Genomic DNA, 21,736 nt, shown 5'->3' with positions numbered 1-21,736 from the left:
GCATGCCGCAAAGAAAGTAGGCAAAGAAAGCGGCTTCACACCGCCAGCTTATAAGCGGGTCCCCTGGCTTTGAGGAGGCAGTGGTGCATCTGGAATTCGTGCCCCCGCACATTCGATGTGAGTGACAAGGCAGTCATACTTCCCGCCTCGCACTACGTGCTCGCCGGAACGGCCTGCCTGAAACCAGTGGCTTTGTTTGTGCGCGGTGGGGGCCGTCGGCTTCGCCTCGGCGTGGCGCCGAAGGGCGCAGCTACATGGAAGGCTGTGATGCGAAGATCGCTGGTGGAAAAATGGGCGGCCAGTCAGTAAATACTGCTGGCGCGCGAGCAACCCGATGGTTCGCTGAATTACCGCGACGGCGCGCGTAGCGCTGCCGGAAGAATGATGGCTTTGTCACTGGGGGTGAATGTGCGGGGGCACGGATTCCAGATGCACCACTACCGCGACTGCGCGAGGGACCCGCTTAAGAGTTAGCGGTGTGAAGCCGCTTTCTTTGCCTACTTTCTTTGCGGCATGCAAAGAAAGTAGGTGCCGCCCCGCACAGGGGCAACGCCAATAGACCACCATGAATTCAAGGAAAGGCCAACGCCTCAGAGAACACAGACAAAAAACAAGACCCGAGCAGGCACAAACCCTCAACCCTTATTCCCGACTAGCAATAGCCCGCCGCGCATCGGCGCCACCAGCAGCAACCCCACCATCAGCCGTCTGAGAAGACCGATCCCCCCAAACAACCGCATTATTCACCGCATACAACCGGCAAGGCGCGGAAGACTGCTTCTGACAATTCGCGACCGCGACAGACATCGGATCATCACCACCTTCAGCCCAGGACCAGGCCCCTGAATCAGAAACAGCAAACGCCCGACTAGGAAACTGATGCAAGAAATTCCGATACCCATTACGCCCGGCTTCATCGACAAACGGCACGGCGTCGACCGCATCGACAGCAGCAAACCCGCTCGCCTTAGGCATGGACGGATCCGACACCCGATACTGCACACCAGTCGGCATCCCCACTTGCGCAAGGAACGCCTCGACAGCCGGCCACCACACGTGCACACCATCGCGATCACCGACCAGACGATGCGCGTCGTTCTTGTAGTTGCCGAAATCCACCATCTTCGCGCTCGCGCCATGCGCGCCATAAGCGGCGTACATGCCCGCCACCAACGGCGCGTTCCAGACCGAATCGTTATCGCCGTACATCCACAGCGACGGCACCTTGGTCTTCTCGCCATACGCGCCGAACGCACGCGTCAGATTGCCTTGCCAGTCATTGCACGCATCCTGCCGCAAGCCGCCCGAGAAATTGATCAGCGCCCGCACGCCCGACGCGGCTTCCGTGCCGTACGCCATCGTTGCAAGACCGCCGTGCGAGGTGCCGGCCACGACGATATGCGTGGCGTCCACGTAAGGCTGCTTCGACATGAAGTCGACCGTCGCGGCGACGTCGCCGGCCTGGCCGATGCCGTTCTTTTCAACGTCGCAGCCATCCTGCTGATATACGCCGTCCGAGTGGCCGAAACCCTGGCGGTTCGGCGCCACCACCACGTAGCCGCGCCGCACGAATTCGCGCGCGAACGGCAGCGGGTCGCTGCGTTCCTGCGTGTGCGGATCGCCGGGGATCTTGCCGTGGTTGAAAACGATCATCGGAAACGGGCCAGCGCCGTCCGGTTTGTAGATCGTCGTTTCAAGGGTGACGGTGCCGGCTGCGTCAACCGGTACGCGGATGATCTGTTCGTTCAGACCTGCGGTGGGCAGATAGACGTCGTCGTCGAGCGCGATGCGCGGCACGTGCGCGCGGGTCAACGGCCCCGCCTGGGTGTCCGCGAGCGGATCGGCGTGTGCGAGTGCGACAGCGCACGTAGCCGCTGCACAGATCACCGCACACTTCGTCAGAACCTTGCTGAACACCATTCACGCACCTGCCTCAAAAACCTGCCCTGAACACCGTGATGCCTGTTCGTCGAAAGTCATTGCTGACATTTGCCTTTCGGGCAGGTTTTCGACAAACAAAAACACACTCGCGTACGGAGTGCGCCAGAGGCGCACGCACGCTAATCGAGATCGCACGGGATGAACCCAAACGGCCGACGCGACCCCACGCGCCGATGATGAGCGTCACGGCTGCTGCCTGAAACCGCCGCCGGAACCACACTGTCTGGTGTCCGCCAGGGCTTCCTGCGCATTTTGCGGAGTTGGTATGGACCGGCTCTCGCAACGTGACGTCATGAAGCTACAGCCTCATCCTGGCACGACAATTTTGTTTTGTGCAATCAAGGAGAACCCGCGAACCATCCATTGCGGCGTGCTGATTTGCCGCCTCAGGCCGCTCGATACAGGCCTCGCCGGTGTTTGGCGCAACGAAACAATCAGGCGCGGCGCGGGTCTTGTGGCATCGAGCCAACAAAAAAATGGCCCTGCTATCAGGGCCATATGTGAGCGCGGCGTAAGGACGTTGTGGCGTCTTGTAAGGGGCAGAAAGGGACTTTATTCGCTGACGTCGCCGTCGACATAGCGCCAGCGGCCATCGTCGCCGCGAACGAAGCGGCTCAGTTCGTGCAGCCGGTGTGCGCGGCCGCCCACCTTGTAACGTGCGACGAATTCGACCGTGGCGTGATCGGCGCCGGTTTCAGCGAACGCCTTGATTTGCAGTCCGAGCCAACGCGGCGCGTCGGGTGCGGCCAGGTCGACGTCGAGATCGGCGGGGCAGGTGTGAGGCGCCCACGTGGCGCGCAGATAATCCGTTGCACCGACAACATACGCGCTATAGCGCGAACGCATCAGTTCAAGGGCGCGTGGCGCCGCTTCGCCGCCGTCGATATAGCGCCCGCAGCACTGCGCGAAGCGCGGCGCCCTGGCGCCGCTGCGCTGGTCGGGCGCGGCACCGCCGCAGGGACAGTCGGATGGTCGTTGCATTGCCAACAGTTGCTTATTCATCAGACTTTCAGCCAAGGCCGCGCGCGATCAAAATTTTCTGGATGTCGCTGGTGCCTTCGTAGATCTGGCACACGCGCACATCGCGGTAAATGCGCTCGACCGGGAAGTCGCTCAGGTAGCCGTAGCCGCCATGAATCTGTAAGGCGGCCGAACAGATCCGCTCTGCGGCTTCGGAAGCGAATAGCTTGGCCATCGCGGCTTCGGTCAGACACGGTTGGCCGGCGTCCTTCAACGACGCGGCGTGCCAGATCAACTGGCGCGCGGCTTCGAGTTGCGTCGCCATGTCGGCGAGGCGGAATTGCACGGCCTGGTGCGAAAAGAGCGGCGCGCCGAAGCTTTCGCGCTCCTTCGCATAACTCAACGCCGCTTCGAACGCGGCGCGCGCCATGCCGACGCTTTGCGCGGCAATACCGATACGGCCACCTTCGAGCCCCGACAGTGCGATCCGGTAGCCTTCGCCTTCCGCGCCGATCAGGTTCGCGGCTGGCACGCGGCAGTCCTCGAAGATGATCTGCGCCGTATCCGACGAATGCTGCCCGAGCTTGTCTTCCACCCGTGCGACGACGTAGCCCTTTGTATCGGTGGGCACGATAAACGCGCTGATGCCGCGCTTGCCCGCGGCTTTGTCGGTCACAGCCATCACGATCGCGACGTTGCCGTTCTTGCCGCTCGTGATGAACTGTTTGACGCCGTTCAGCACATACGCGTCGCCGTCGCGTGTCGCAGTGGTTCGGAGCGCGGAAGCATCGGAACCGGCTTGCGGTTCGGTCAGGCAAAACGCGCCGAGCATTTCGCCGCGTGCGAGCGGCGTCAGCCAGTCGCGTTTCTGCGCATCGTTGCCATAGGTGAGCAGAATGCTGCACACCGGGCAGTTGTTGACGGAGATGGCCGTCGAGGTGCCGCCGTCGCCGGCAGCGATCTCTTCGAGAATCAAGGCGAGCGCCAGCGCGTCCATGCCGGCGCCGCCGTACGTTTCGGGCACCAGCACGCCGTATGCGCCGAGTCCGGCGAGTTGCCGATGCACGTCCTTTGGAAAAGTGCGCTCGCGATCCCACGCCGCCGCATGCGGCGTGATCGCTTCGCGCACGAAGGTGCGCAGCGCGTCGCGGACCATCAAGTGATCCTGATCAAGCACCATGAGTCTGTCTCCTGTCGACCAGAGTTGGCGCTTTAGCGCTTACTCTGGTCCCATGCACCGCAGTCGACCAGAGTTGGCGCTTTAGCGCTTACTCTGGTCCCATGCACCGCAGTCGACCAGAGTTGGCGCTTTAGCGCTTACCCCGGTCCCATGCAAGCTCGTTGCTCACCAGTCGAGCAGCGTGCCGTCGTATTGATAGAAGCGGCCGTTGAACTCGTCGTGCGCGGCCGCTGCTTGCGCCAGCACTTCACGCATGCCGGTGACGCTGCGCGCTGGATCGATCGCCGCCTGGGCGCCGCCCATGTCGGTGCGCACCCAGCCCGGATGCAACGAAACGCACGCGGCACGCATTGCTTCCAGCGACGCGAGTTTCAGCGCGTCGTTCAACGCCGCCTTGCTCGCCCGATACAGCCAGCCGGTCGTGCCGCTCGCGTCGCCAATGCTGCCCATCTTGCTCGAAATCACCGCGAACACGCCTGCTGCCTCTTCGACGAGCGGCAGCAGGATCGGCATCAATTGCATCGGTCCGCGCACGTTGGTGTGCATGACGTGGTCGAAGTCTTCTGCGGTAATCGTCTCGATGCCTTCCGTGCGCGGGCCGTACACGCCCGACACCAGGATCGCCGCATCGAGCCGTTCACCGTCGAGCTTCCAGCCGAGCGCGGCGATCTCCTCGGGCGCGCTCACATCGAGCGAAAACGTTTCGGCGCCGAGTTCGTTCAACGCGTCGAGCGCGGCGCCGTCGCGCGCGGTGGCGAGCACGCGCCAGCCGCTCTTTTTGTACTGCCGTACAAACTCCTGGCCGATGCCGCGCGACGCACCGACGATCAACACTGTCTTCATCGAATACCCCAGGCCGTCAAAATAAAGCGCTGTGAAAACGCGCGCTACACCAGTTCGATACCCATTGCCGTCGCTTCGCCGCCGCCGATGCACAGCGTCGCGACGCCACGCTTCAGCCCGCGCTTCTTCAGCGCGCCGATCAGCGTGACGAGAATCCGCGCACCCGACGCGCCGATCGGATGGCCGAGCGCACAGGCGCCGCCGTTCACGTTGACCTTCTCGTGCGGCAGATGGTGTTCCTTCATGGCCGCCATCGTCACGACGGCGAACGCCTCGTTGACCTCATACAGATCGACCTCGTCGGCGCGCCAGCCGTTCTTCTCGAACAGTTTGCGAATCGCCCCGACCGGCGCGGTGGTGAACTTCGCCGGTTCCTGCGCGAAGGTCGAGTGACCGACCACGCGCGCGATCGGCTCGACGCCGAGACGCTTCGCCGTCGACTCGCGCATCATGACGAGTGCGGCCGCGCCGTCGGAAATCGACGATGAGTTCGCCGCCGTCACCGTGCCGGTTTTGCTGAACGCGGGTTTGAGCGTCGGAATCTTTTCGAGGTTCGCTTTGAACGGCTGTTCGTCGCGATCGATGGTGACATCGCCTTTGCGGCTCTCCACTTTCACCGGCGCGATTTCCCAGGCGAACGAGCCGTCTTCGTTCGCGCGCTTCGCACGATTGAGCGACTCGACGGCAAACGCGTCCTGCGCCTCGCGCGTGAAGTCGAACGACGCCGCGCATTCTTCGGCGAAGGTACCCATCAGACGGCCTTTTTCGTAGGCGTCTTCGAGGCCGTCGTAGAACATGTGGTCGATCACCTGGCCGTGGCCCATGCGCATGCCGCCGCGCGCTTTGGGCAGGAGGTACGGCGCATTCGACATGCTTTCCATGCCGCCCGCGACGATCACGTCGACGGAACCCGCAGCGAGCATGTCGTGTGCGAACATCGCCGCGCGCATGCCGGAGCCGCACATCTTGTTCACCGTGGTGCTGCCGGTGGCGAGCGGCAAGCCGGCGCCGAGCGCGGCCTGACGCGCGGGCGCCTGGCCGAGGCCGGCGGGCAGCACGCAGCCCATCACCACTTCGTCGATCTGTTCGGGCTTCAGGCCCGCGCGCTGCACGGCAGCCTGGATCGCCACCGAGCCCAACTGCGGTGCGGTCAGCGCGGCGAAGTCACCCTGGAATGCTGCCATCGGCGTGCGGGCCAAGCCCACGATGACGATCCGATCAATCTTTGTCTCACTCATGTTTAAGCTCCTTGATTACGCCTTCGACGATAGCCGGCACATCGCCGAGCTGCGCCGCATCGGCGGCGACTACGTCGTTCTCTGCCTTGTGCGCGCCGCTCGCCGACACCGCCGCGACGCACTTCTGATAGGTTGCATCGAGCGCGGCCGGCTCGCTGATCGTCATGCCGAGGTTGCGCACCTTGCCGTCATGCACGCCGTACGCCCAGCCGTGCACCGTCAACTCCTGGCCACGCGCCCACGCATCGTTGACGATGGTGGTGCGGCACACGTTCATCACCTGTTCGATCGCGTTCAGTTCGACCAGCCGCCGGTGCCGAACCTCGCCGAGCGGCCATTCCTCGATCAGCGCCGCATGCTTGGTGCGCACGTCCTGCACGTGATGCAGCCAGTTGTCCGCGAGACCCACGCGACGGCCATGCAGCGCCGCGCCGACACCCGAGCAGCCGTAGTGGCCGACCACCATGATGTGCTTGACCTTCAGCAGATCGACGGCGAACTGGATCACCGAGAGACAGTTCAGATCGGTATGCACCACTACGTTGGCGATGTTTCTGTGCACGAACACTTCGCCCGGCGGCAAGCCGATGATCTGGTTCGCCGGCACGCGCGAATCGGAGCAGCCGATCCACAGATACTCGGGCGTCTGCTGATGCGCGAGACGCGAGAAATACTCGGGGTCTTCGGACAACTTGCGGGCGACCCACGCTTCGTTGTTGTCGAACAGATGTGAGAGCGGATTGTCAGGGGTGGAATCGTTCGTGTTCATGTTGCGTCTTGGCGGTTGCTCGACCGATTGACCGGTCGATGTCGTTACATAAGGTTCGGACGAGGCAGTCAGCGCTGCCGGGTGCGTATGAGCTTCACGCCACCCGCACGCTGCGCTCGTCGGCTGGCGCGTCCGGCGCGGGCGATGCGCGGCCGGCGGCATCGGCAAAGCGTTCCGGATAGCGGTTGCAGAAGCGCACGCTGTCGTCGTACGGGAAAAAGTCGGGCAGTTCGCCTTTCAATAGATGATCCTTGTGCCGTTGCCATAGCGCAGGATCGAAGAAGTCCGCGTGATGCTGCATGAAGGAACGGCGCACGCGTGGGTCGCCGAGCAAAAATGTGCCGTACGTTTCCGGGAAGATGTCGTGCGGGCCGACGGAGTACCACGGCTCGCCTGACATTTCGTCCTCCTCGTTACGCGGCGCCGGCACCGCGCGCACGTTGCAGTCGGTCAGATATTCGATTTCGTCGTAGTCGTAGAACACGACGCGGCCATGACGCGTCACGCCGAAGTTCTTGTACAGCATGTCGCCAGGGAAGATGTTCGCCTGCATCAGTTCCTTCACCGCGTTGCCGTATTCCTTGATGCCGTGCTCGACGTCCTCGTCGTTGCCGTTCTGCAGGAACAGGTTGAGCGGCACCATGCGGCGCTCGATATACATATGTCGAATCACCAGGTTGTCGCCGTCGTATTCGATCAGCGACGGCACTTCCCTTTCGAGCTCGCGCACCAGCGCGTCGTCGAGGCGAGAGCGGGGCAACGCGACGCTCGAATATTCGAGCGTATCGGCCATGCGGCCCAAACGGTCGTGCCGTTTGACGAGCTGATACTTGCCCTGGATTTGCGCACGCGTGGTTTCCTTAGGCGGCGGGAAGTTGTCCTTGATCAGCTTGAACACGTACGGAAACGACGGCAGCGTGAACACCAGCATCACGAGCCCCTTGATGCCGGGCGCGACGATGAACTGATCGCTCGAATGCGACAGATGGTGCAGCAGGTCGCGATAGAACAGATTCTTGCCCTGCTTCTGCAAACCCACCGACGTATAGATTTCCGCCTTCGGCTTGCCCTGCATGATCGTGCCGAGAAATTCGACGTACGCGGACGGTACTTCCATGTCCACCAGAAAGTACGAATGCGAGAAGCTGAAAATGATCAGCAACTGGTCGCGCTTGAGCAGCACCGTGTCGAGCGCGAGCACGCCCGGCGTTACGTGACGCAAGGGCACGGCGAACGGCAGCAGCAGATCGCCGTTGATGATCCGTCCGACGATATATGCCGACTTGTTCCGGTAAAACAGCGACGAGAGCACGTGAATCTGGAAGTTGGCCGCTTCGTCGAACACGCCGAACGCGTCGTGGATCGCCTGCATCACGCAGCCGGCGTCGCGCGTCAGGTCTTCGAACGGCGGCTCCAGCTGGAAGTTCGTGACGATGCGTTCGAGCGTCGCCGCGAGCCCGTCCTTGCCGGGATAGTAAGCACGGTAAGTCGGCTTCGCGGCCGGCTCGTCGTTCTCGATGTATTCGGTCGAGATGGCCGGGCGCACGAAAATGAAGTCGTTGTTGAAGTACGAGCGGTGCAGGATCTTGCAGCACACCGAATTGAAAAACGTTTCCGCGCACTCCGGCTGGCGGTGCGTGGTCAAAAGGCCGATGTAATGCAGCTTGATCTGCTGCCACACTTCGCTGTCGATTTTTTCCGCGTCGTATTCGTCTTCGAGCAATTCGACGCATTCGTCGACGCGCTCGTCGTATGAGGTAATGCGATCGCGCGCGAGCTTCTGCAGACCGTGCCAGTCGGCCTTTTCAAAGAGCGTTTTGGCATGGATCGCGGCGTCGCGAAAGATCCGGTAATGCCGGTCGAATCCATCGAGCATGGTCTGCGCGAGGTCAAAGCCGATTTGCGACGACAACAGTTTGGGGAAGTGATTCATGTCGACCGTGCATTCGTCTCATGTCGTGAAGACACCCGTGATTGTATCGTTCGGGTGGACCCGCGACGCATCGCGCCGCTCGACTCGTGCCCTGGCGCCTTCGCGCGTTATCAGGCGTTCGCCGACTTTCAGACTATCTCCGCTCAATGCCTCAGTTTGGCATGCCTTAACAGACGTAACTTTCGACAAAAAATATTTCGCCGAGCGCCGTTCATGCCGGTTTGGCTTCGCGCGTGCCGCTTTCCAGCAACGCGCGCGCCTGGGTTTCGTATTGTGCGAGGTCTTCGAGCGTCGCGTTCAGGTCCTCCAGTTGGCGCTCCAGCACTTCGCGATGACGCGCCACCGTGGCGAGGAACGCATGCAACTGCGGCACCGTGTCGGTGGGCGACTCGTACGCGTCCAGCAGATCGCGAATCTCCGACAACGTGAAGCCGAGCCGTTTGCCGCGCAACGTGAGTTTCAGACGCGTTCGATCGCGGCCCGAATAAACGCGCCGCAAGCCGCTCGATCCTTCGCGGCTCGGTGAGAGTAAACCCTGATCTTCGTAGAAGCGGATGGCTCGCGGCGTGACGTCGAATTCCCGCGCGAGCTCGGTGATCGTGTATTGCGTGTTCATCGGGGCATTCCGTGGCCGGGCAGAAAATCGGATTGAACGATAGAATCGACGTTTACGTTATCGTCAACTTGAGTTGAACGCAACCAGGCGCAGTACGGCGGCGGTACGTCACTCGCACGCCGCAACCACGCCGCCCGGCATCGCACACCTCGCCATGCCGGACGGCCGACGGAGTAAGACACCCACAATGAATGCACTCGAACATCAACTCGACTACCCGTTCAGCGACACCTTGCCGGACGCGGGCCACGCGATGGAAGTCGCGCCAGGCGTGTTCTGGCTGCGCATGCCGCTGCCTTTCGCTCTGGATCACATCAACCTCTGGCTGCTACGCGACGAGATCGACGGCCAGCAGGGCTGGACGGTGGTCGATTGCGGCATCACCTCGGATACGATCAAGGAGAACTGGGAGAAAGTGTTCGACTCGGTGCTCGACGGCCTGCCGGTACTGCGCGTGATCGTCACGCATTGCCACCCCGATCACATCGGCCTCGCGCACTGGATCTGCGCGGGTGGCGACAAGAAGCGCTGGGACGTGCGGCTATGGATGACGCTCGGCGAATACATGCAGGCGCGCGTAATGGGCGCCTGCGACGGCTCGAATGCGGGCGGCGAGGGCGCGGCGCGGCACTTCGCGCGGCACGGCGTGACCGACGAGGAATCGCTCGAGAAACTGCGCAATCGCAAGAGCTATTACGCGAGCCTCGTGCCGGCGATTCCGGGGCAGTATCGCCGCTTGCGCGAAGCCGATGGCGTGAAGATCGGCGGCAAAACGTGGCACGTGGTGACCGGTTTTGGCCATTCGCCGGAACACTGCGCGCTGTTCTGCGAAGAGACCGGTGTGCTGATTTCGGGCGACATGGTTCTACCGCGTATCTCGACTAACGTGTCGGTGTTCGATATGGAGCCGGAAGGCTCGCCGCTGGCGCTGTATCTGGAGTCGCTCGGCCGTTACGAGACGATGCCGGAAGATACGCTAGTGCTGCCGTCGCATGGCAAGCCGTTTCGCGGCGTGCGCACCCGCATCCGGCAATTGCGCGAGCATCACGACGCGCGTCTGGCCGAAGTGCGCGAGGCGTGTGCAGAGAAACCGCAGAGCGCCGCGGATATCGTGCCGCTCATGTTCAAGCGCCAACTCGATATCCATCAGATGACGTTTGCGATGGGGGAAGCGCTGGCGCACTTGCATCTGCTGTGGCTTGCGGGTGAGTTGAAGCGTAAGCAGGATGCGGATGGTGTGATTCGGTTTTCGCCGGCGTGAATGCGGTGGTGTATCGATAAAAAAAGCCCGGTGCTTTCGCAACCGGGCTTTTTTCACGTTCAAACGCGGACGCGATTACTGCACCGACACCGCCCCAAAGTTCTGCCGTCCAAACGGACTCACGTGATAACCGCTCACGTTCGTGCGCGTGATCGCCGCCGCAGTCGGATACCCGAGCGGAATCCACAGCGCCTGATCGTGGATGATCTGCTGCGCCTGTTCATATGCCTTCGCGCGCTTGGCCTGATCCGGCGTCGCCTTGCCGTCGGCGATCAGCTTGTCCAGATCCTGGTCGCAGAAGCGCGCGAAGTTGATCCCCGACTTCACCGCGTTGCAACTGAAGAGCGGCGACAGGTAGTTGTCCGGGTCGCCGTTGTCGCCGGCCCAGCCCATGAAGAGTGAATCATGCTGGCCTTGCTTGGCCTGCTTGATCAACTCGCCCCATTCGATCACCTTCACGTCGGCCTTCACGCCGATCTTCGCGAAGTCGGCTTGCAGCAGTTCGGCCCCGGCCTTCGGATTCGGATTCAGCACGCTGCCGTTCGGCCGCACCCAGATCGTCGTTTCGAAGCCGTTGGGATAGCCCGCGTCGGCAAGCAGCTTCTTCGCCTTCGCCGGGTCGTATGGCCAGGCCTTCACGGCCTTGTCGTAGCTCCACGTGTTCGGCGGATACGGGTTCACGGCCGGTGTCGCCGTGTTGTCGAACACGGTCTTCAGATACGTGGTGCGGTCGAACGCCATGTTCAGTGCGGCGCGCACCTTCTGGTTGTCGAGCGGCTTCTTCTGCGTGTTCAACGCGACGAACGCCGTCATGAACGCGGGCGTCTGCACGATGGCGAGCGACTTGTCGCCCTTCGCATCGGCGAGATCCTGGGGCTTCGGCGACAAAGCGATCTGGCATTCACCGGCCTTCACTTTTTGCGCCCGTACCGTGGCGTCCGGCGTGATCGCGTAGATCAGACGGTCGATCTTCGGCTTCGGGCCCCAGTAGGTCGGGTTCACGTCGTAGCGGATGACCGCGTCTTTCGTATAGCTCTTCAGTTCGAACGGACCGGTGCCGATCGGCTTCGAATTCAGATCGACCTGCTTGCCGGCCTTCAGCAACTGGTCGGCATATTCGGCCGAATAGATCGAGGCGAAACCCATCGTCAGGATCGACACGAAGGTCGCGTCGGGCGCGTTCAGCTCGAACTTGACGGTGTTGTCGTCGACCTTGCTGATCGACTTGATGAGCTTCGGCAGGCCCATCGACTGCGCATGCGGGAAACCGCTCGCGCCCGTCACCTTGTGCCACGGATTGCTGTCGTTGAGCATGCGGTCGAACGTGAAGACGACGTCGTCGGCGGTAAGCGGCCGGGTGGGCTTGAAGTAGTCGGTGGTCTGGAACTGCACGTTCGGGCGCAAATGGAACGTGTAGGTGAGGCCGTCGGCGCTCACGTCCCACTTGTCGGCCAGCGCCGGCACCACTTTCTTCGTGGCCTCGTCGTACGAGACCAGCGAGTTTAAGATCACGTCAGCCGACGCATTGGTCGTGACGAGCGAATTGAACTGCACGACATCGAAGCCGTCGGGGCTCGACTCGGTACAGACGGTCAGCGGTTTGGCGAGCACGAGCGCGGGCGCCGTGAACAGTACGGCGGCTGCGAGCAGTTTGAAGCGCATAGGATCTCCCATAACAAGCGCAGTCAGGCAGTGCGTCTGGTTGTGTGGTTATGTTCCGTTGACGAGGGACGGGCGGCCTTGCGGCGTAGCCGTCGTCTTTATTGTGATACGTTTCCGGCGCTGGCGCATGGGTCGGGTAATGCCGCCTACGCGCGCGTGGGCCTTCGCGAAAGCTTATCGAAGGGTGGTTGCGGCGACAACAACATAATCCGCATATTCATATGGAGCGGGCAGCGGGCTTGCGCTCATGCCGTCGCGGCGCGTCGCAGCAGATAGGTGACGCCTTCGATCGCGCGCACGCCGTACCACGACACCATTTCCCCATCGATCAACTCGATGCGCTTGCCGGCCAGTCGCGGATCGCGTTTCAGCGCGTCGCAATGGACCTGCGTGAAGCGATACGGCTCGCTGGAGAGCAGGATGCGGTCGACCTGGGCGAGCCACGGCGCGGCGTCGAAGTCGAGTGTCGGGTAACGCGCGGCGCCTGCCGCACCGCCTTGCACGTCCGGCAGCGTGTGCCAGTTCACGAGCCGCAGCATCGTCGAGATATAGGTGTCGCGCGCCACGGTCATCCACGGCTCGCGCCAGATCAGATACAGCACGTTTTGCGGAGTGAACGCGCGCGCCGTCGCTTCGCTCAGACGGGCTTCGAGCGCATCGCTCAGGCGCCGCGCTTCCTGGGCGCGATCGAAGATCGCGCCCAGCAGCGTATACAGCGCCAGGTTGTCCCGCGGTGTTTGCGGATGTGTCACGACGATATGCGGCACGAACGCGCGCAATCGCTCGACGGTATCGCGCTCGTTTTCGTCGATATTGACGATCAGATGGGTGGGGCGCAACGCACGAATGGCGTCGAGATTCACGGCCTTGGTGCCGCCGACCTTGCGTACCTGCCGCACCTTGTCGTGAGGATGCACGCAAAAGCCGGTGCGGCCGACAATCTGGCTGTCGAGTCCGAGCGCGAACAGCAGTTCGGTGATGCTCGGCACCAGCGAAACGATGCGCGCTGCGGTGCCTGCTGGTTCATGCGCGACGCCGGCTGCATCGACCGCACGGGGTTGCATGAGTTACTCGGCTTCGGCGGTGGCGCGCGGCTTGCGCGGCGCGCGTTCGAACGCGCGGTCGTAGAGCCAGCGCGGCAGCACATGCAGCAGCATGGCCACTACGCGCATCTGCCAGGGGAACACCGCGAATGCCGTTTGACGCTCGATCGCCTGCGCCACCTTCACCGCGAAACGATCGGCGTCCATCAGGAACGGCATGGTGTACGGATTGTGCTCGGTCATGGGCGTGCGGATATAGCCGGGCGCGATAGTGACCACGCCGACATCATACGGTCGCATTTCAACGCGCAACGCTTCCAGATACTTGAGCGCCGCCGATTTCGACGCGCTATACGCGCCGGAGCCCGGCAAGCCGCGCACGCTCGCGACGCTGGCGATACCGACCAGCGTGCCGCGTTTTGCCGCGCCCATCGCGGCGGCGAACGGCTCGAAGGTGGCGACCATGCCGAAGTAATTGATGTCCATCACTTCGCGGAAGGTGCGCAGATCGCCGTGACCAGTGACCGCGCCGCGGCTGATGCCGGCATTGGCGATCACGACATCGGGCAAGCCGTGCCGCGCGATGAACTGCGCGGCCGCATCGGCGAGCGCTTCGGCGTCGCGAACGTCGACGGAATAGATGGAGACGGTGTTCTGCGGATGGGACTGCTGGAAGGCGGCGAGAGCGTCGCCGCGGCGGGCAACGAGGCCGAGAATCGCGCCGCGCCGCGCATATTCGGCGGCGAGCGCGAGGCCTATGCCACTCGAGGCGCCGGTAATGAAAACCTTCAGAGGTGAACTCATTCCGGCGCCTCGGCTTTACATCTTCTTGGCGCGGACCTGCGCGACCAGGTAGTCCAGCACCTGAATCGTGCCCGGCAGGCTGTTGGTCGCAGCTGGGCCGGTTTCATACTTGCCCTGCACGGCCAGCGTCGGCACGCCGTCGATCTTGTAGTCGTCCAGCAGCTTCTTGTCCTTCTGCAGCGCGCTTTGCGTCGAGAACGAGTTGTACGCGTCCATGTACTTCTTCGGATCGACGCCGTTCTTCGCGAGGAATTTGGCCTGATCTTCCGGCGTCAGCAGGTAGTCCTTGTTGACGTGGATTTCATTGAAGACCTTCGGCGTGAGCTGCGCAGCCAGGCCGAGCGCGTCGAGCGCGTGATACATCTTGGAATGTGGAATGAAGTCGTCACGGAAGGCGACCGGCACGCGCTTGAACACCACGTCCGGACCTTGCTTCTTCACCCACGCTTCGAGGTACGGGTCGAATTCATTGCAGTGCGGGCAGCCGTACCAGAAGAATTCGGTGACTTCGATCTTGCCGGCCGGCACGTCGGTGGGCTGCGCGGTGGGCAGCACGGTGAAATCCTTGCCCGACACCGGCGCGGCCGGCGATGCCTGTGCCGAGGCTGCAACGAGGCCCAGCGAGAGGAACAGAATGCTCAGCAGTTTCTTCATGTTGTGTTGACCCAAGTAGGCGTAAAACGGTGGCGCCACGCAAATGCCCGTCACCGTCTTCAAGATTCGGCGTTGGACGGTTTGAACCGTCCGTCGTGTTTGTGACACGCGCCGCACGCCGATAGTTCGGCGGCGGCGCGTTCCGGCAAATCACCGTAGGTTTATTGTTGGCTTATTGCTTCGTGAAGCGGATCACTGCGGTATCCACGCCCGCGTCCGACAAACGCTGACGGCTCGAATTCATATCTTCGAACTTCGAGAACGGCCCGATACGCACGCGGTAATACGTGACGCCGCCGGCATCGCGCTGCGTGACTTTCGATTCGAACCCCTGGAAGGCGAGACGCGCGCGCTGCTGTTCGGCATCCGCCGAGGTCTTGTACGCGCCCACTTGCAGGAAGTAGCCGGTGTTGGCATCGCCCGGCGCCGGCGCCGCGCCCGAACCGGGCTTGGCGTTGGCGGCCGTGGCGGACGAACCGCTCTTCGGCGCCGAACCTGCCGCGGTGGCGGCCGGTGCGCTGGAGGCTTGCGGCTTCTTCGCCGGCGTGGTGGCCGTGCCGTTGCCGTTATCCTGCGCGGGCTTCGGCGCTACCGCCGTGCCGTTCGCGTTGCCGTTGGCGGGCGGCACTTCGACGATCTGCGGTTCTTCCAGCATGCCCGACTGCGTCTGCGAGTTGGTCTGGCCCGGCGCGGTGTTCGGCGGCGCCGGCTGCGCGGCTTGCGGCACCGGCTGGCCCGGCGTCTTGCCTTGCAGCGGACGGTTCGGGTCGTACTGCGGCTGGCTCGCGCCCGAATCGGGTGCCGCTGGCGGCGCCACCTTCGAGACGAATGGCGTGGGCGCGCGGGTGATATACAGCGCCACCACTACCGCGATCGCAAGGCCGACGATCAGGCCCAGCACGATGCCGAGAAAAGTCCCCCCGGTTTGTTTCGATTGCTTTGTTGTGCGGCGTGGTTTTGCCATCGTATGAATCACCTGCAAAAAGAATCCTGGAACGGCCGTCGATTATAACGACGGCCGCATGCATGTTGCGCCGGAGGACTTACATCTTGACGGGAGCGGAGACGCCGATCGTCGCGAGACCGTTGGCCAGCACTTGACGCGTGGCCGCGAGCAGCGCGACGCGTGCATTGCGCTCGGCCGCATCGTCGACCAGCACGCGCTCGGCTCTGTCATTGTAGAACGAGTGGAATTCCCCGGCGAGGTCGCGCAGATAGAACGCGACCGCGTGCGGGGCGAGTTCGTCGGCGGCATGTTGCAGCATGTCCGGGAATTCGGCGAGCTTGTTCAGCAGGGCCATCGCGCGTTCGCTGGTGAGCGGCGCGACGTCCACGTCAGCCAGCGTGCTTTCGTCCGTGCTGTAGCGCGCCTTGCACTCGGCGATGACCGAGCAGATCCGCGCGTGCGCATACTGCACGTAGTGCACCGGATTCTCGTCGTTCTGCTTCAGCGCGAGGTCGATGTCGAACACGAATTCCGTATCGGCCTTGCGCGAGATCAGGAAAAAGCGCACCGCGTCGCGGCCACGGCGAATCGTTTCCTCGTCGATCAGATCGACGGCGGCTTCCGAGCCCGGCGTCGCGCCGCCCGACCATTCGATCAGGTCGCGCACCGTCACGTAGCTGCCGGCGCGCTTGGAGATTTTCACCTCTTCGCCGTTGCGCATGACCGTGACCATCTTGTGCAGGATGTAGTCGGGATAGCCCTTCGGAATGCCGATGCCGAGACCCTGCAGGCCGGCGCGCACCCGCGCGATCGTGCCGTGGTGGTCCGAACCCTGAATGTTGATGACCTTGGTGAAGCCGCGTTCCCACTTGGCGACGTGATAGGCGACGTCCGGCACGAAGTACGTGTAGGTGCCGTCGCTCTTGCGCATCACGCGGTCTTTGTCGTCGCCGTCGTCGGTGGTGCGCAGCCACAGCGCGCCTTCCTGCTCGTAGGTCTTGCCGGCGGCGATCAATGCGTCGACGGTTTTCTCGACGCGGCCTTCCTTGTACAGCGACGACTCCAGGTAGTACTGGTCGAACTTCACGCCGAACGCCTGCAAGTCCATGTCCTGCTCGCGGCGCAGGTACGCCACGGCGAAACGGCGGATCGCTTCGAGGTCTTCGACGTCGCGCGCGCCGGTGACCGGCTCGCCGTCGCTCGCGGCCACGGTGGCGCCGCTCAGATAGTCTTGCGCGATCTCGGCGATGTACTCGCCGTTGTACGCCGAAGCCGGCCAGCCTTCGTCGCCGGGCGCGAGGCCGCGGGCGCGTGCCTGAGTCGACAGCGCGAGCGTCTGGATCTGCACGCCGGCGTCGTTGTAGTAGAACTCGCGATGCACGTCCCAGCCTTGCGAGGCCAGCACGTTCGAGAGCGCGTCGCCGAGCGCGGCCTGACGGCCGTGGCCGACGTGCAGCGGGCCGGTCGGGTTGGCCGAGACGAATTCGATCAGCACATGCTTGCCGGCGTCGCGTTGCGAGCGGCCGAAAGCCTCTTTCTCAGCGAACACGGCGGCGATCACCGCCTGTTTGGCAGCGGACGCGAGGCGCAGGTTGATGAAGCCGGGGCCGGCCACTTCGGCGGCTTCGATGAGGCCCTTGGCCTGCGGTTGCGCGAGCAGCGCGTCGACGATCTGTTGCGCCAGCTGGCGCGGATTGGCGCGCAGCGGCTTGGCGAGTTGCATCGCCACGTTGCATGCGACGTCGCCGTGCGCGGCGACCTTGGGGCGTTCCAGCGTGATGGTGGGCGACACGAACGCGGCTTCGGCCGCGCCTTGCGAGGCGGTCGCGGCTTGCTTCACCGTGTCGGCGAGCAGTGTTTCGAGGGTATGTTTATGTGCAGGCAGCATGCTTGTTGCGAGTCCAGTGAGGCAATCCGGTGATGCGGGAGAGGCGCCGGCCGCGCGGCAGGCGCGGCCGGTTCGTCAGAAGCGTGGAAAGCGGCATGCATCTGCCGAAGCGCAGCGGTCGCAATGGGTGCGGTATCAGGCACGTTGCCTGCAACGCATCGAGTGCGGTGCGCGGCGGCTTGCCATGGCGTTGGCTGGCGCGGCATGCGGGTTGCGCACAACCGGCCGAGCCACGCTACCTGCGCTTCGCCGCGCGCGCGGCGCATTGCGGCACGCTTTTCCGTCCAGACGGATTTTAGCAGGTGCTAATATGTTCAATGAGATGCCCAACAAGGGCCGTGGCCGCCGCGCCTGATCGGCGAGCCAACGTAACGCGCGCCGGCAGCCGCCTTTGAGCCGCTCGCGCGCCAATCCAACATAACGAAAAAGGGAACAGTCATGTTGATTACTTTCAAATGCCGAGCCTGCCCGGACGTGATGATGCTGGAAAACCTTGCCCAGTACCTGGTCGGCATCGTCGGCAAGCGGCTGGGTCAACGCGGCGTCATCACTCACGACGAACTGGCCCCCGCCATCGAGAAACTCGAGGCAGCGATTTCCGTCGACAAGCAGGAACGTGCCGAGCACGACGGCCATTTCCACGAAGGCGAAGACGGCCACGAGCATCACGAGATTCCGCCGGGACTCGCGCAGCGTGCGTATCCGTTCCTCGACATGCTGCGCGCGGCGCAGAAGGAAAACGCGGATATCGTCTGGGGTATCTGATCCGGCGCTGAACCGCTGTGCGCGGCGCTTTCGATAAAGCCGCGGCGCCCGGCGGCGCGAACCTTGCGCACCAATGAAAAGAGCCCGCTCGATGCGGGCTCTTTTTTGTTCAGAGATTCAGACCGGCCGGCGCTGCCGTACTGTGCTTACTGGCTGGCGGCGTCCGCCGGCGCGGCCGCGGGAGCCGACGCACCCTTCTTCGCTTTCTGTTTCTTCGGTTTCTTGACGTGTTTCACCGTGGGCGGCGAATACGAACTGACCGAGCTGGAACCGCCAGGCGCGGCGGGCTGGGCCAGCGCCGCCGTGGCGCCCAAGGCAAGCGAAACAGCGGTCAACAACAGCGTCAGCTTCTTCATACGATTTTCTCCGTTGACGATTGCAATTAGTAAGCCGACGCGTTTTGGCCGCGTCTGGCGGGGTCAAGCCGCCTCAGTCTACAAAGCCGAAAATTACGTTGCCGCAAATATTCAGTCTTTCAAGGCCGATATAGTGGGCTTCCCGCCACGCCCGAAGGCTTACAGCAAAGGCGCCAAGGCCCGTTCCGCATCCGTTTTCGACAGCGACATGCGCTTTGCGTAGTCTTCCAACTGGTCCTGACCGATCTTGCCGACCGAGAAGTAAGTGCTGTCTGGATGCGCCAGATAGAAGCCGGAGACGCTCGCCGCCGGCAGCATGGCCAGCGATTCGGTCACGCTCATGCCGATATCGGTGGCTTGCAGCATGTCGAACATGTCGCGCTTCACCAAGTGATCCGGGCAGGCCGGATAGCCGGGCGCGGGACGGATGCCGTGGTACTTTTCCGCGATCAGGTCGTCGTTGGAGAGGGTTTCGGCGTTCGCGTAGCCCCACAGGTCGCGCCGCACGCGCGCATGCAGCGCTTCGGCGAAGGCTTCGGCGAAACGGTCGGCGAGTGCCTTCAGCATGATCGCGCTGTAGTCGTCGTGGTCCTTTTCGAACTGTTTTTCCTTCACGTCGACACCCAGACCCGCCGTCACCGCGAACATGCCGATGTAGTCGGCCACGCCCGAATCCTTCGGCGCGATGAAGTCGGCAAGCGAGCGGTTCGGCCGCATCACGCCGTCCACCACCGGACGCACGCTCTGCTGGCGCAGATTGCGCCACGTGAGCGCGACTTCCGAGCGCGATTCGTCCGTGTAGATTTCGATGTCGTCGTCGTTCACCGTGTTGGCCGGCAGCAGCGCGATCACGCCGTTCGCTTGCAGCCAGCGACCCTGGATCAGACGCGCGAGCATCGACTTGCCGTCCGAGAATACACGCCGCGCCGATTCGCCGACGATCTCATCGTTCAGGATGGCCGGATACGGGCCGGCCAGGTCCCACGTCTGGAAGAACGGACCCCAGTCGATATAGTTCGCCAGGTCGCTCAGATCGAAGTTCTTGAACACGCGGCGGCCGATGAATTTCGGCTTGACCGGCTGGTAGCTCGCCCAATCGACCTTGGTTTTGTTGGCGCGGGCTTCGGCCAGTGTCACCATCGGCAGCGCTTTCTTGTTGGCGTGCTGATCGCGGATCCGGTCGTAATCGGACTTGAGTTCGTCGAGGTACTTCGCCGCGCCTTCGTCGGACAGCAGGCTCGATGCCACCGAGACCGAGCGCGACGCGTCCGGCACGTAGACCACCGGCCCTTCGTAATGCGGCGCAATCTTCACGGCGGTGTGCACGCGCGAGGTGGTCGCGCCGCCGATCAAAAGCGGAATCTTCTTGATGCGGAAGTAGTCGTCGCGCTGCATTTCCGAGGCAACATACGCCATCTCTTCGAGGCTCGGCGTGATCAGGCCGGAGAGCCCGATGATGTCCGCGCCTTCGACCTTCGCCTTGGCGAGAATGTCGTTGCAGGAAACCATCACGCCCATGTTGACCACTTCGAAGTTATTGCACTGAAGCACCACCGAGACGATGTTCTTGCCGATGTCGTGCACGTCGCCCTTCACCGTGGCGATGACGATCTTGCCCTTAGCGCGCACGTCGGCGCCCGCTTCGGCCATCAGCTTCTTTTCTTCTTCGATGTACGGAATCAGATGCGCGACGGCCTGCTTCATCACGCGCGCCGACTTCACCACTTGCGGCAAGAACATCTTGCCCTGGCCGAACAGGTCGCCGACGATGTTCATGCCGTCCATCAACGGGCCTTCGATCACGTTGATCGGGCGGCCGCCGTCCGCGGCGATCTTCGCGCGGACTTCTTCGGTGTCTTCGACGATGAAGTTGGTGATGCCATGCACGAGCGCATGCGACAGACGCTTCTCGACCGGCTGGTTGCGCCACTCGAGGTTTTCTTCCTTCTTCGCCGCGCCGGTCTTGAACTTGTCGGCGATTTCGAGCAGCCGGTCGGTGCCGTCTTCACGGCGGTTCAACACGACGTCTTCAACGCGTTCGCGCAACTCCGGATCGAGGTCGGCATACACGCCGAGCTGGCCCGCGTTGACGATGCCCATGTCCATGCCCGCCTGGATCGCGTGATAGAGGAACACGGTGTGGATCGCTTCGCGCACCGGATCATTGCCGCGGAACGAGAACGACACGTTCGACACGCCGCCGCTCACCTTTGCGTATGGCAGATTCTCTTTGATCCAGCGCGTGGCGTTGATGAAGTCGACGGCGTAGTTGTTGTGCTCTTCGATGCCGGTTGCGATCGCGAAGATGTTCGGATCGAAGACGATGTCTTCCGGCGGAAAACCGACTTCGTTCACCAGGAAATCATACGAGCGCTTGCAGATCTGCGTCTTGCGCTCGAAGGTATCGGCCTGGCCCTTTTCGTCGAAGGCCATCACCACCGCGGCCGCGCCGTAGCGGCGAATCAGGTTCGCGTGGTGGCGGAACGCTTCTTCGCCTTCCTTCAGCGAGATCGAGTTGACGATCGCCTTGCCTTGCACGCACTTCAGGCCCGCTTCGATCACTTCCCACTTCGACGAGTCGATCATGATCGGCACACGCGCGATATCCGGTTCCGATGCGATCAGATTCATGAAGCGCACCATCGCCGCTTTTGAATCGAGCATCGCCTCGTCCATGTTGACGTCGATGACCTGCGCGCCGTTTTCGACCTGCTGCCGCGCCACCGCGATCGCGTCGTCGAACTGGTCGTTCAGGATCATTCGCGCGAACGCCTTCGAGCCGGTCACGTTGGTGCGTTCGCCGACGTTGATGAAAAGCGTCCCGGACGTGACGTTGAACGGCTCGAGGCCGGAAAGGCGCATGGTGTGATCGGTCAT

18 protein-coding genes are annotated in these 21,736 nt (G+C 62.9%); 2 read left to right on the top strand and 16 right to left on the bottom strand.

The window, feature by feature from the left end:
- Window positions 1-642: 642 nt before the first annotated feature.
- The 8 genes from B0G74_RS18595 to B0G74_RS18555 form a co-directional block, all read right to left on the bottom strand.
- On the bottom strand, window positions 643-1,920 hold the full coding sequence (locus B0G74_RS18595; protein WP_132376267.1) for a CocE/NonD family hydrolase: 1,278 nt from the start codon (window positions 1,918-1,920) through the stop codon (window positions 643-645).
- Window positions 1,921-2,493: 573 nt separating this feature from the next.
- The gene (locus B0G74_RS18585) at window positions 2,494-2,943 is read right to left on the bottom strand and encodes a YchJ family protein (protein ID WP_132376266.1); all 450 of its coding nucleotides are present in this window, start codon (window positions 2,941-2,943) and stop codon (window positions 2,494-2,496) included.
- A 7-nt stretch (window positions 2,944-2,950) separates the two neighbouring features.
- Window positions 2,951-4,081: an acyl-CoA dehydrogenase family protein gene (locus B0G74_RS18580; protein WP_132376265.1), complete on the bottom strand. Its 1,131-nt coding sequence runs from the start codon at window positions 4,079-4,081 to the stop codon at window positions 2,951-2,953.
- Between the two features lie 165 nt (window positions 4,082-4,246).
- Window positions 4,247-4,924 carry an SDR family oxidoreductase gene (locus B0G74_RS18575; protein WP_132376264.1) on the bottom strand — a complete coding sequence of 226 codons (678 nt, stop codon included), beginning with the start codon at window positions 4,922-4,924 and terminating at the stop codon, window positions 4,247-4,249.
- A gap of 44 nt (window positions 4,925-4,968) precedes the next feature.
- Window positions 4,969-6,162 (bottom strand): acetyl-CoA C-acetyltransferase, encoded by a 1,194-nt coding sequence (locus tag B0G74_RS18570; RefSeq protein WP_132376263.1) that lies wholly within the window; start codon window positions 6,160-6,162, stop codon window positions 4,969-4,971.
- The gene (gene can, locus B0G74_RS18565) at window positions 6,155-6,931 is read right to left on the bottom strand and encodes a carbonate dehydratase (RefSeq protein ID WP_132376262.1); all 777 of its coding nucleotides are present in this window, start codon (window positions 6,929-6,931) and stop codon (window positions 6,155-6,157) included. The genes B0G74_RS18570 and can overlap by 8 nt, the downstream gene beginning before the upstream one ends.
- Window positions 6,932-7,025: 94 nt before the next feature.
- On the bottom strand, window positions 7,026-8,864 hold the full coding sequence (gene aceK / locus B0G74_RS18560; protein ID WP_132376261.1) for a bifunctional isocitrate dehydrogenase kinase/phosphatase: 1,839 nt from the start codon (window positions 8,862-8,864) through the stop codon (window positions 7,026-7,028).
- A 211-nt stretch (window positions 8,865-9,075) separates the two neighbouring features.
- A complete protein-coding gene (locus tag B0G74_RS18555) occupies window positions 9,076-9,480 on the bottom strand; it encodes a MerR family DNA-binding transcriptional regulator (protein WP_132376260.1) in 405 nt (134 codons plus the stop codon).
- 187 nt (window positions 9,481-9,667) lie between these two features.
- On the opposite strand from B0G74_RS18555, the gene B0G74_RS18550 reads away from it, so the two are divergent.
- Window positions 9,668-10,741: an MBL fold metallo-hydrolase gene (locus tag B0G74_RS18550; protein ID WP_132376259.1), complete on the top strand. Its 1,074-nt coding sequence runs from the start codon at window positions 9,668-9,670 to the stop codon at window positions 10,739-10,741.
- Window positions 10,742-10,816: 75 nt separating this feature from the next.
- Here the strand turns inward: B0G74_RS18550 and B0G74_RS18545 are convergent, their stop codons facing one another.
- The 6 genes from B0G74_RS18545 to argS all read right to left on the bottom strand — a co-directional run bounded on the left by B0G74_RS18545 (window position 10,817) and on the right by argS (window position 17,738).
- Complete coding sequence (locus B0G74_RS18545) at window positions 10,817-12,403, bottom strand: ABC transporter substrate-binding protein (protein ID WP_132376258.1); 1,587 nt, start codon at window positions 12,401-12,403, stop codon at window positions 10,817-10,819.
- Window positions 12,404-12,648: 245 nt separating this feature from the next.
- Window positions 12,649-13,467, bottom strand: coding sequence for a cobalamin-binding protein (locus tag B0G74_RS18540; protein WP_132376257.1), 819 nt, complete (start codon window positions 13,465-13,467; stop codon window positions 12,649-12,651).
- 3 nt (window positions 13,468-13,470) lie between these two features.
- Window positions 13,471-14,250, bottom strand: a complete 780-nt coding sequence (locus B0G74_RS18535; protein WP_132376256.1) for an SDR family oxidoreductase — start codon at window positions 14,248-14,250, stop codon at window positions 13,471-13,473.
- Window positions 14,251-14,265: 15 nt separating this feature from the next.
- A complete protein-coding gene (locus tag B0G74_RS18530; RefSeq protein ID WP_132376255.1) occupies window positions 14,266-14,904 on the bottom strand; it encodes a thiol:disulfide interchange protein DsbA/DsbL in 639 nt (212 codons plus the stop codon).
- 172 nt (window positions 14,905-15,076) lie between these two features.
- Window positions 15,077-15,886, bottom strand: coding sequence for an SPOR domain-containing protein (locus B0G74_RS18525; protein ID WP_132376254.1), 810 nt, complete (start codon window positions 15,884-15,886; stop codon window positions 15,077-15,079).
- A 61-nt stretch (window positions 15,887-15,947) separates the two neighbouring features.
- Entirely contained in the window at window positions 15,948-17,738 is a 1,791-nt protein-coding gene (gene argS, locus B0G74_RS18520; protein ID WP_132376253.1) for an arginine--tRNA ligase, read from the bottom strand.
- A gap of 438 nt (window positions 17,739-18,176) precedes the next feature.
- Between argS and B0G74_RS18515 the strand changes: the two genes are divergently transcribed.
- A complete protein-coding gene (locus B0G74_RS18515; RefSeq protein WP_132376252.1) occupies window positions 18,177-18,503 on the top strand; it encodes a DUF1840 domain-containing protein in 327 nt (108 codons plus the stop codon).
- A gap of 146 nt (window positions 18,504-18,649) precedes the next feature.
- Here B0G74_RS18515 and B0G74_RS46710 read toward each other — a convergent pair whose 3' ends face one another.
- Window positions 18,650-18,859: a hypothetical protein gene (locus tag B0G74_RS46710; RefSeq protein WP_012431543.1), complete on the bottom strand. Its 210-nt coding sequence runs from the start codon at window positions 18,857-18,859 to the stop codon at window positions 18,650-18,652.
- A gap of 159 nt (window positions 18,860-19,018) precedes the next feature.
- Window positions 19,019-21,736, bottom strand: coding sequence for a methionine synthase (metH, locus tag B0G74_RS18505; protein WP_165923879.1), 2,718 nt, complete (start codon window positions 21,734-21,736; stop codon window positions 19,019-19,021).

The organism is Paraburkholderia sp. BL9I2N2, from assembly GCF_004339745.1.
In the GTDB taxonomy this organism is placed as follows: Bacteria; Pseudomonadota; Gammaproteobacteria; order Burkholderiales; family Burkholderiaceae; genus Paraburkholderia.
This window is presented reverse-complemented; position numbering and strand designations above follow the sequence as displayed.

Bases quoted from the DNA above. Each gene is read 5' to 3' on its own strand.
- B0G74_RS18595 (WP_132376267.1), bottom strand. From the start codon at position 1,920: ATGGTGTTCAGCAAGGTTCTGACGAAGTGTGCGGTGATCTGTGCAGCG.
- B0G74_RS18585 (WP_132376266.1), bottom strand. From the start codon at position 2,943: ATGAATAAGCAACTGTTGGCAATGCAACGACCATCCGACTGTCCCTGC.
- B0G74_RS18580 (WP_132376265.1), bottom strand. From the start codon at position 4,081: ATGGTGCTTGATCAGGATCACTTGATGGTCCGCGACGCGCTGCGCACC.
- B0G74_RS18575 (WP_132376264.1), bottom strand. From the start codon at position 4,924: ATGAAGACAGTGTTGATCGTCGGTGCGTCGCGCGGCATCGGCCAGGAG.
- B0G74_RS18570 (WP_132376263.1), bottom strand. From the start codon at position 6,162: ATGAGTGAGACAAAGATTGATCGGATCGTCATCGTGGGCTTGGCCCGC.
- can (WP_132376262.1), bottom strand. From the start codon at position 6,931: ATGAACACGAACGATTCCACCCCTGACAATCCGCTCTCACATCTGTTC.
- aceK (WP_132376261.1), bottom strand. From the start codon at position 8,864: ATGAATCACTTCCCCAAACTGTTGTCGTCGCAAATCGGCTTTGACCTC.
- B0G74_RS18555 (WP_132376260.1), bottom strand. From the start codon at position 9,480: ATGAACACGCAATACACGATCACCGAGCTCGCGCGGGAATTCGACGTC.
- B0G74_RS18550 (WP_132376259.1), top strand. From the start codon at position 9,668: ATGAATGCACTCGAACATCAACTCGACTACCCGTTCAGCGACACCTTG.
- B0G74_RS18545 (WP_132376258.1), bottom strand. From the start codon at position 12,403: ATGCGCTTCAAACTGCTCGCAGCCGCCGTACTGTTCACGGCGCCCGCG.
- B0G74_RS18540 (WP_132376257.1), bottom strand. From the start codon at position 13,467: ATGCAACCCCGTGCGGTCGATGCAGCCGGCGTCGCGCATGAACCAGCA.
- B0G74_RS18535 (WP_132376256.1), bottom strand. From the start codon at position 14,250: ATGAGTTCACCTCTGAAGGTTTTCATTACCGGCGCCTCGAGTGGCATA.
- B0G74_RS18530 (WP_132376255.1), bottom strand. From the start codon at position 14,904: ATGAAGAAACTGCTGAGCATTCTGTTCCTCTCGCTGGGCCTCGTTGCA.
- argS (WP_132376253.1), bottom strand. From the start codon at position 17,738: ATGCTGCCTGCACATAAACATACCCTCGAAACACTGCTCGCCGACACG.
- B0G74_RS18515 (WP_132376252.1), top strand. From the start codon at position 18,177: ATGTTGATTACTTTCAAATGCCGAGCCTGCCCGGACGTGATGATGCTG.
- B0G74_RS46710 (WP_012431543.1), bottom strand. From the start codon at position 18,859: ATGAAGAAGCTGACGCTGTTGTTGACCGCTGTTTCGCTTGCCTTGGGC.
- metH (WP_165923879.1), bottom strand. From the start codon at position 21,736: ATGACCGATCACACCATGCGCCTTTCCGGCCTCGAGCCGTTCAACGTC.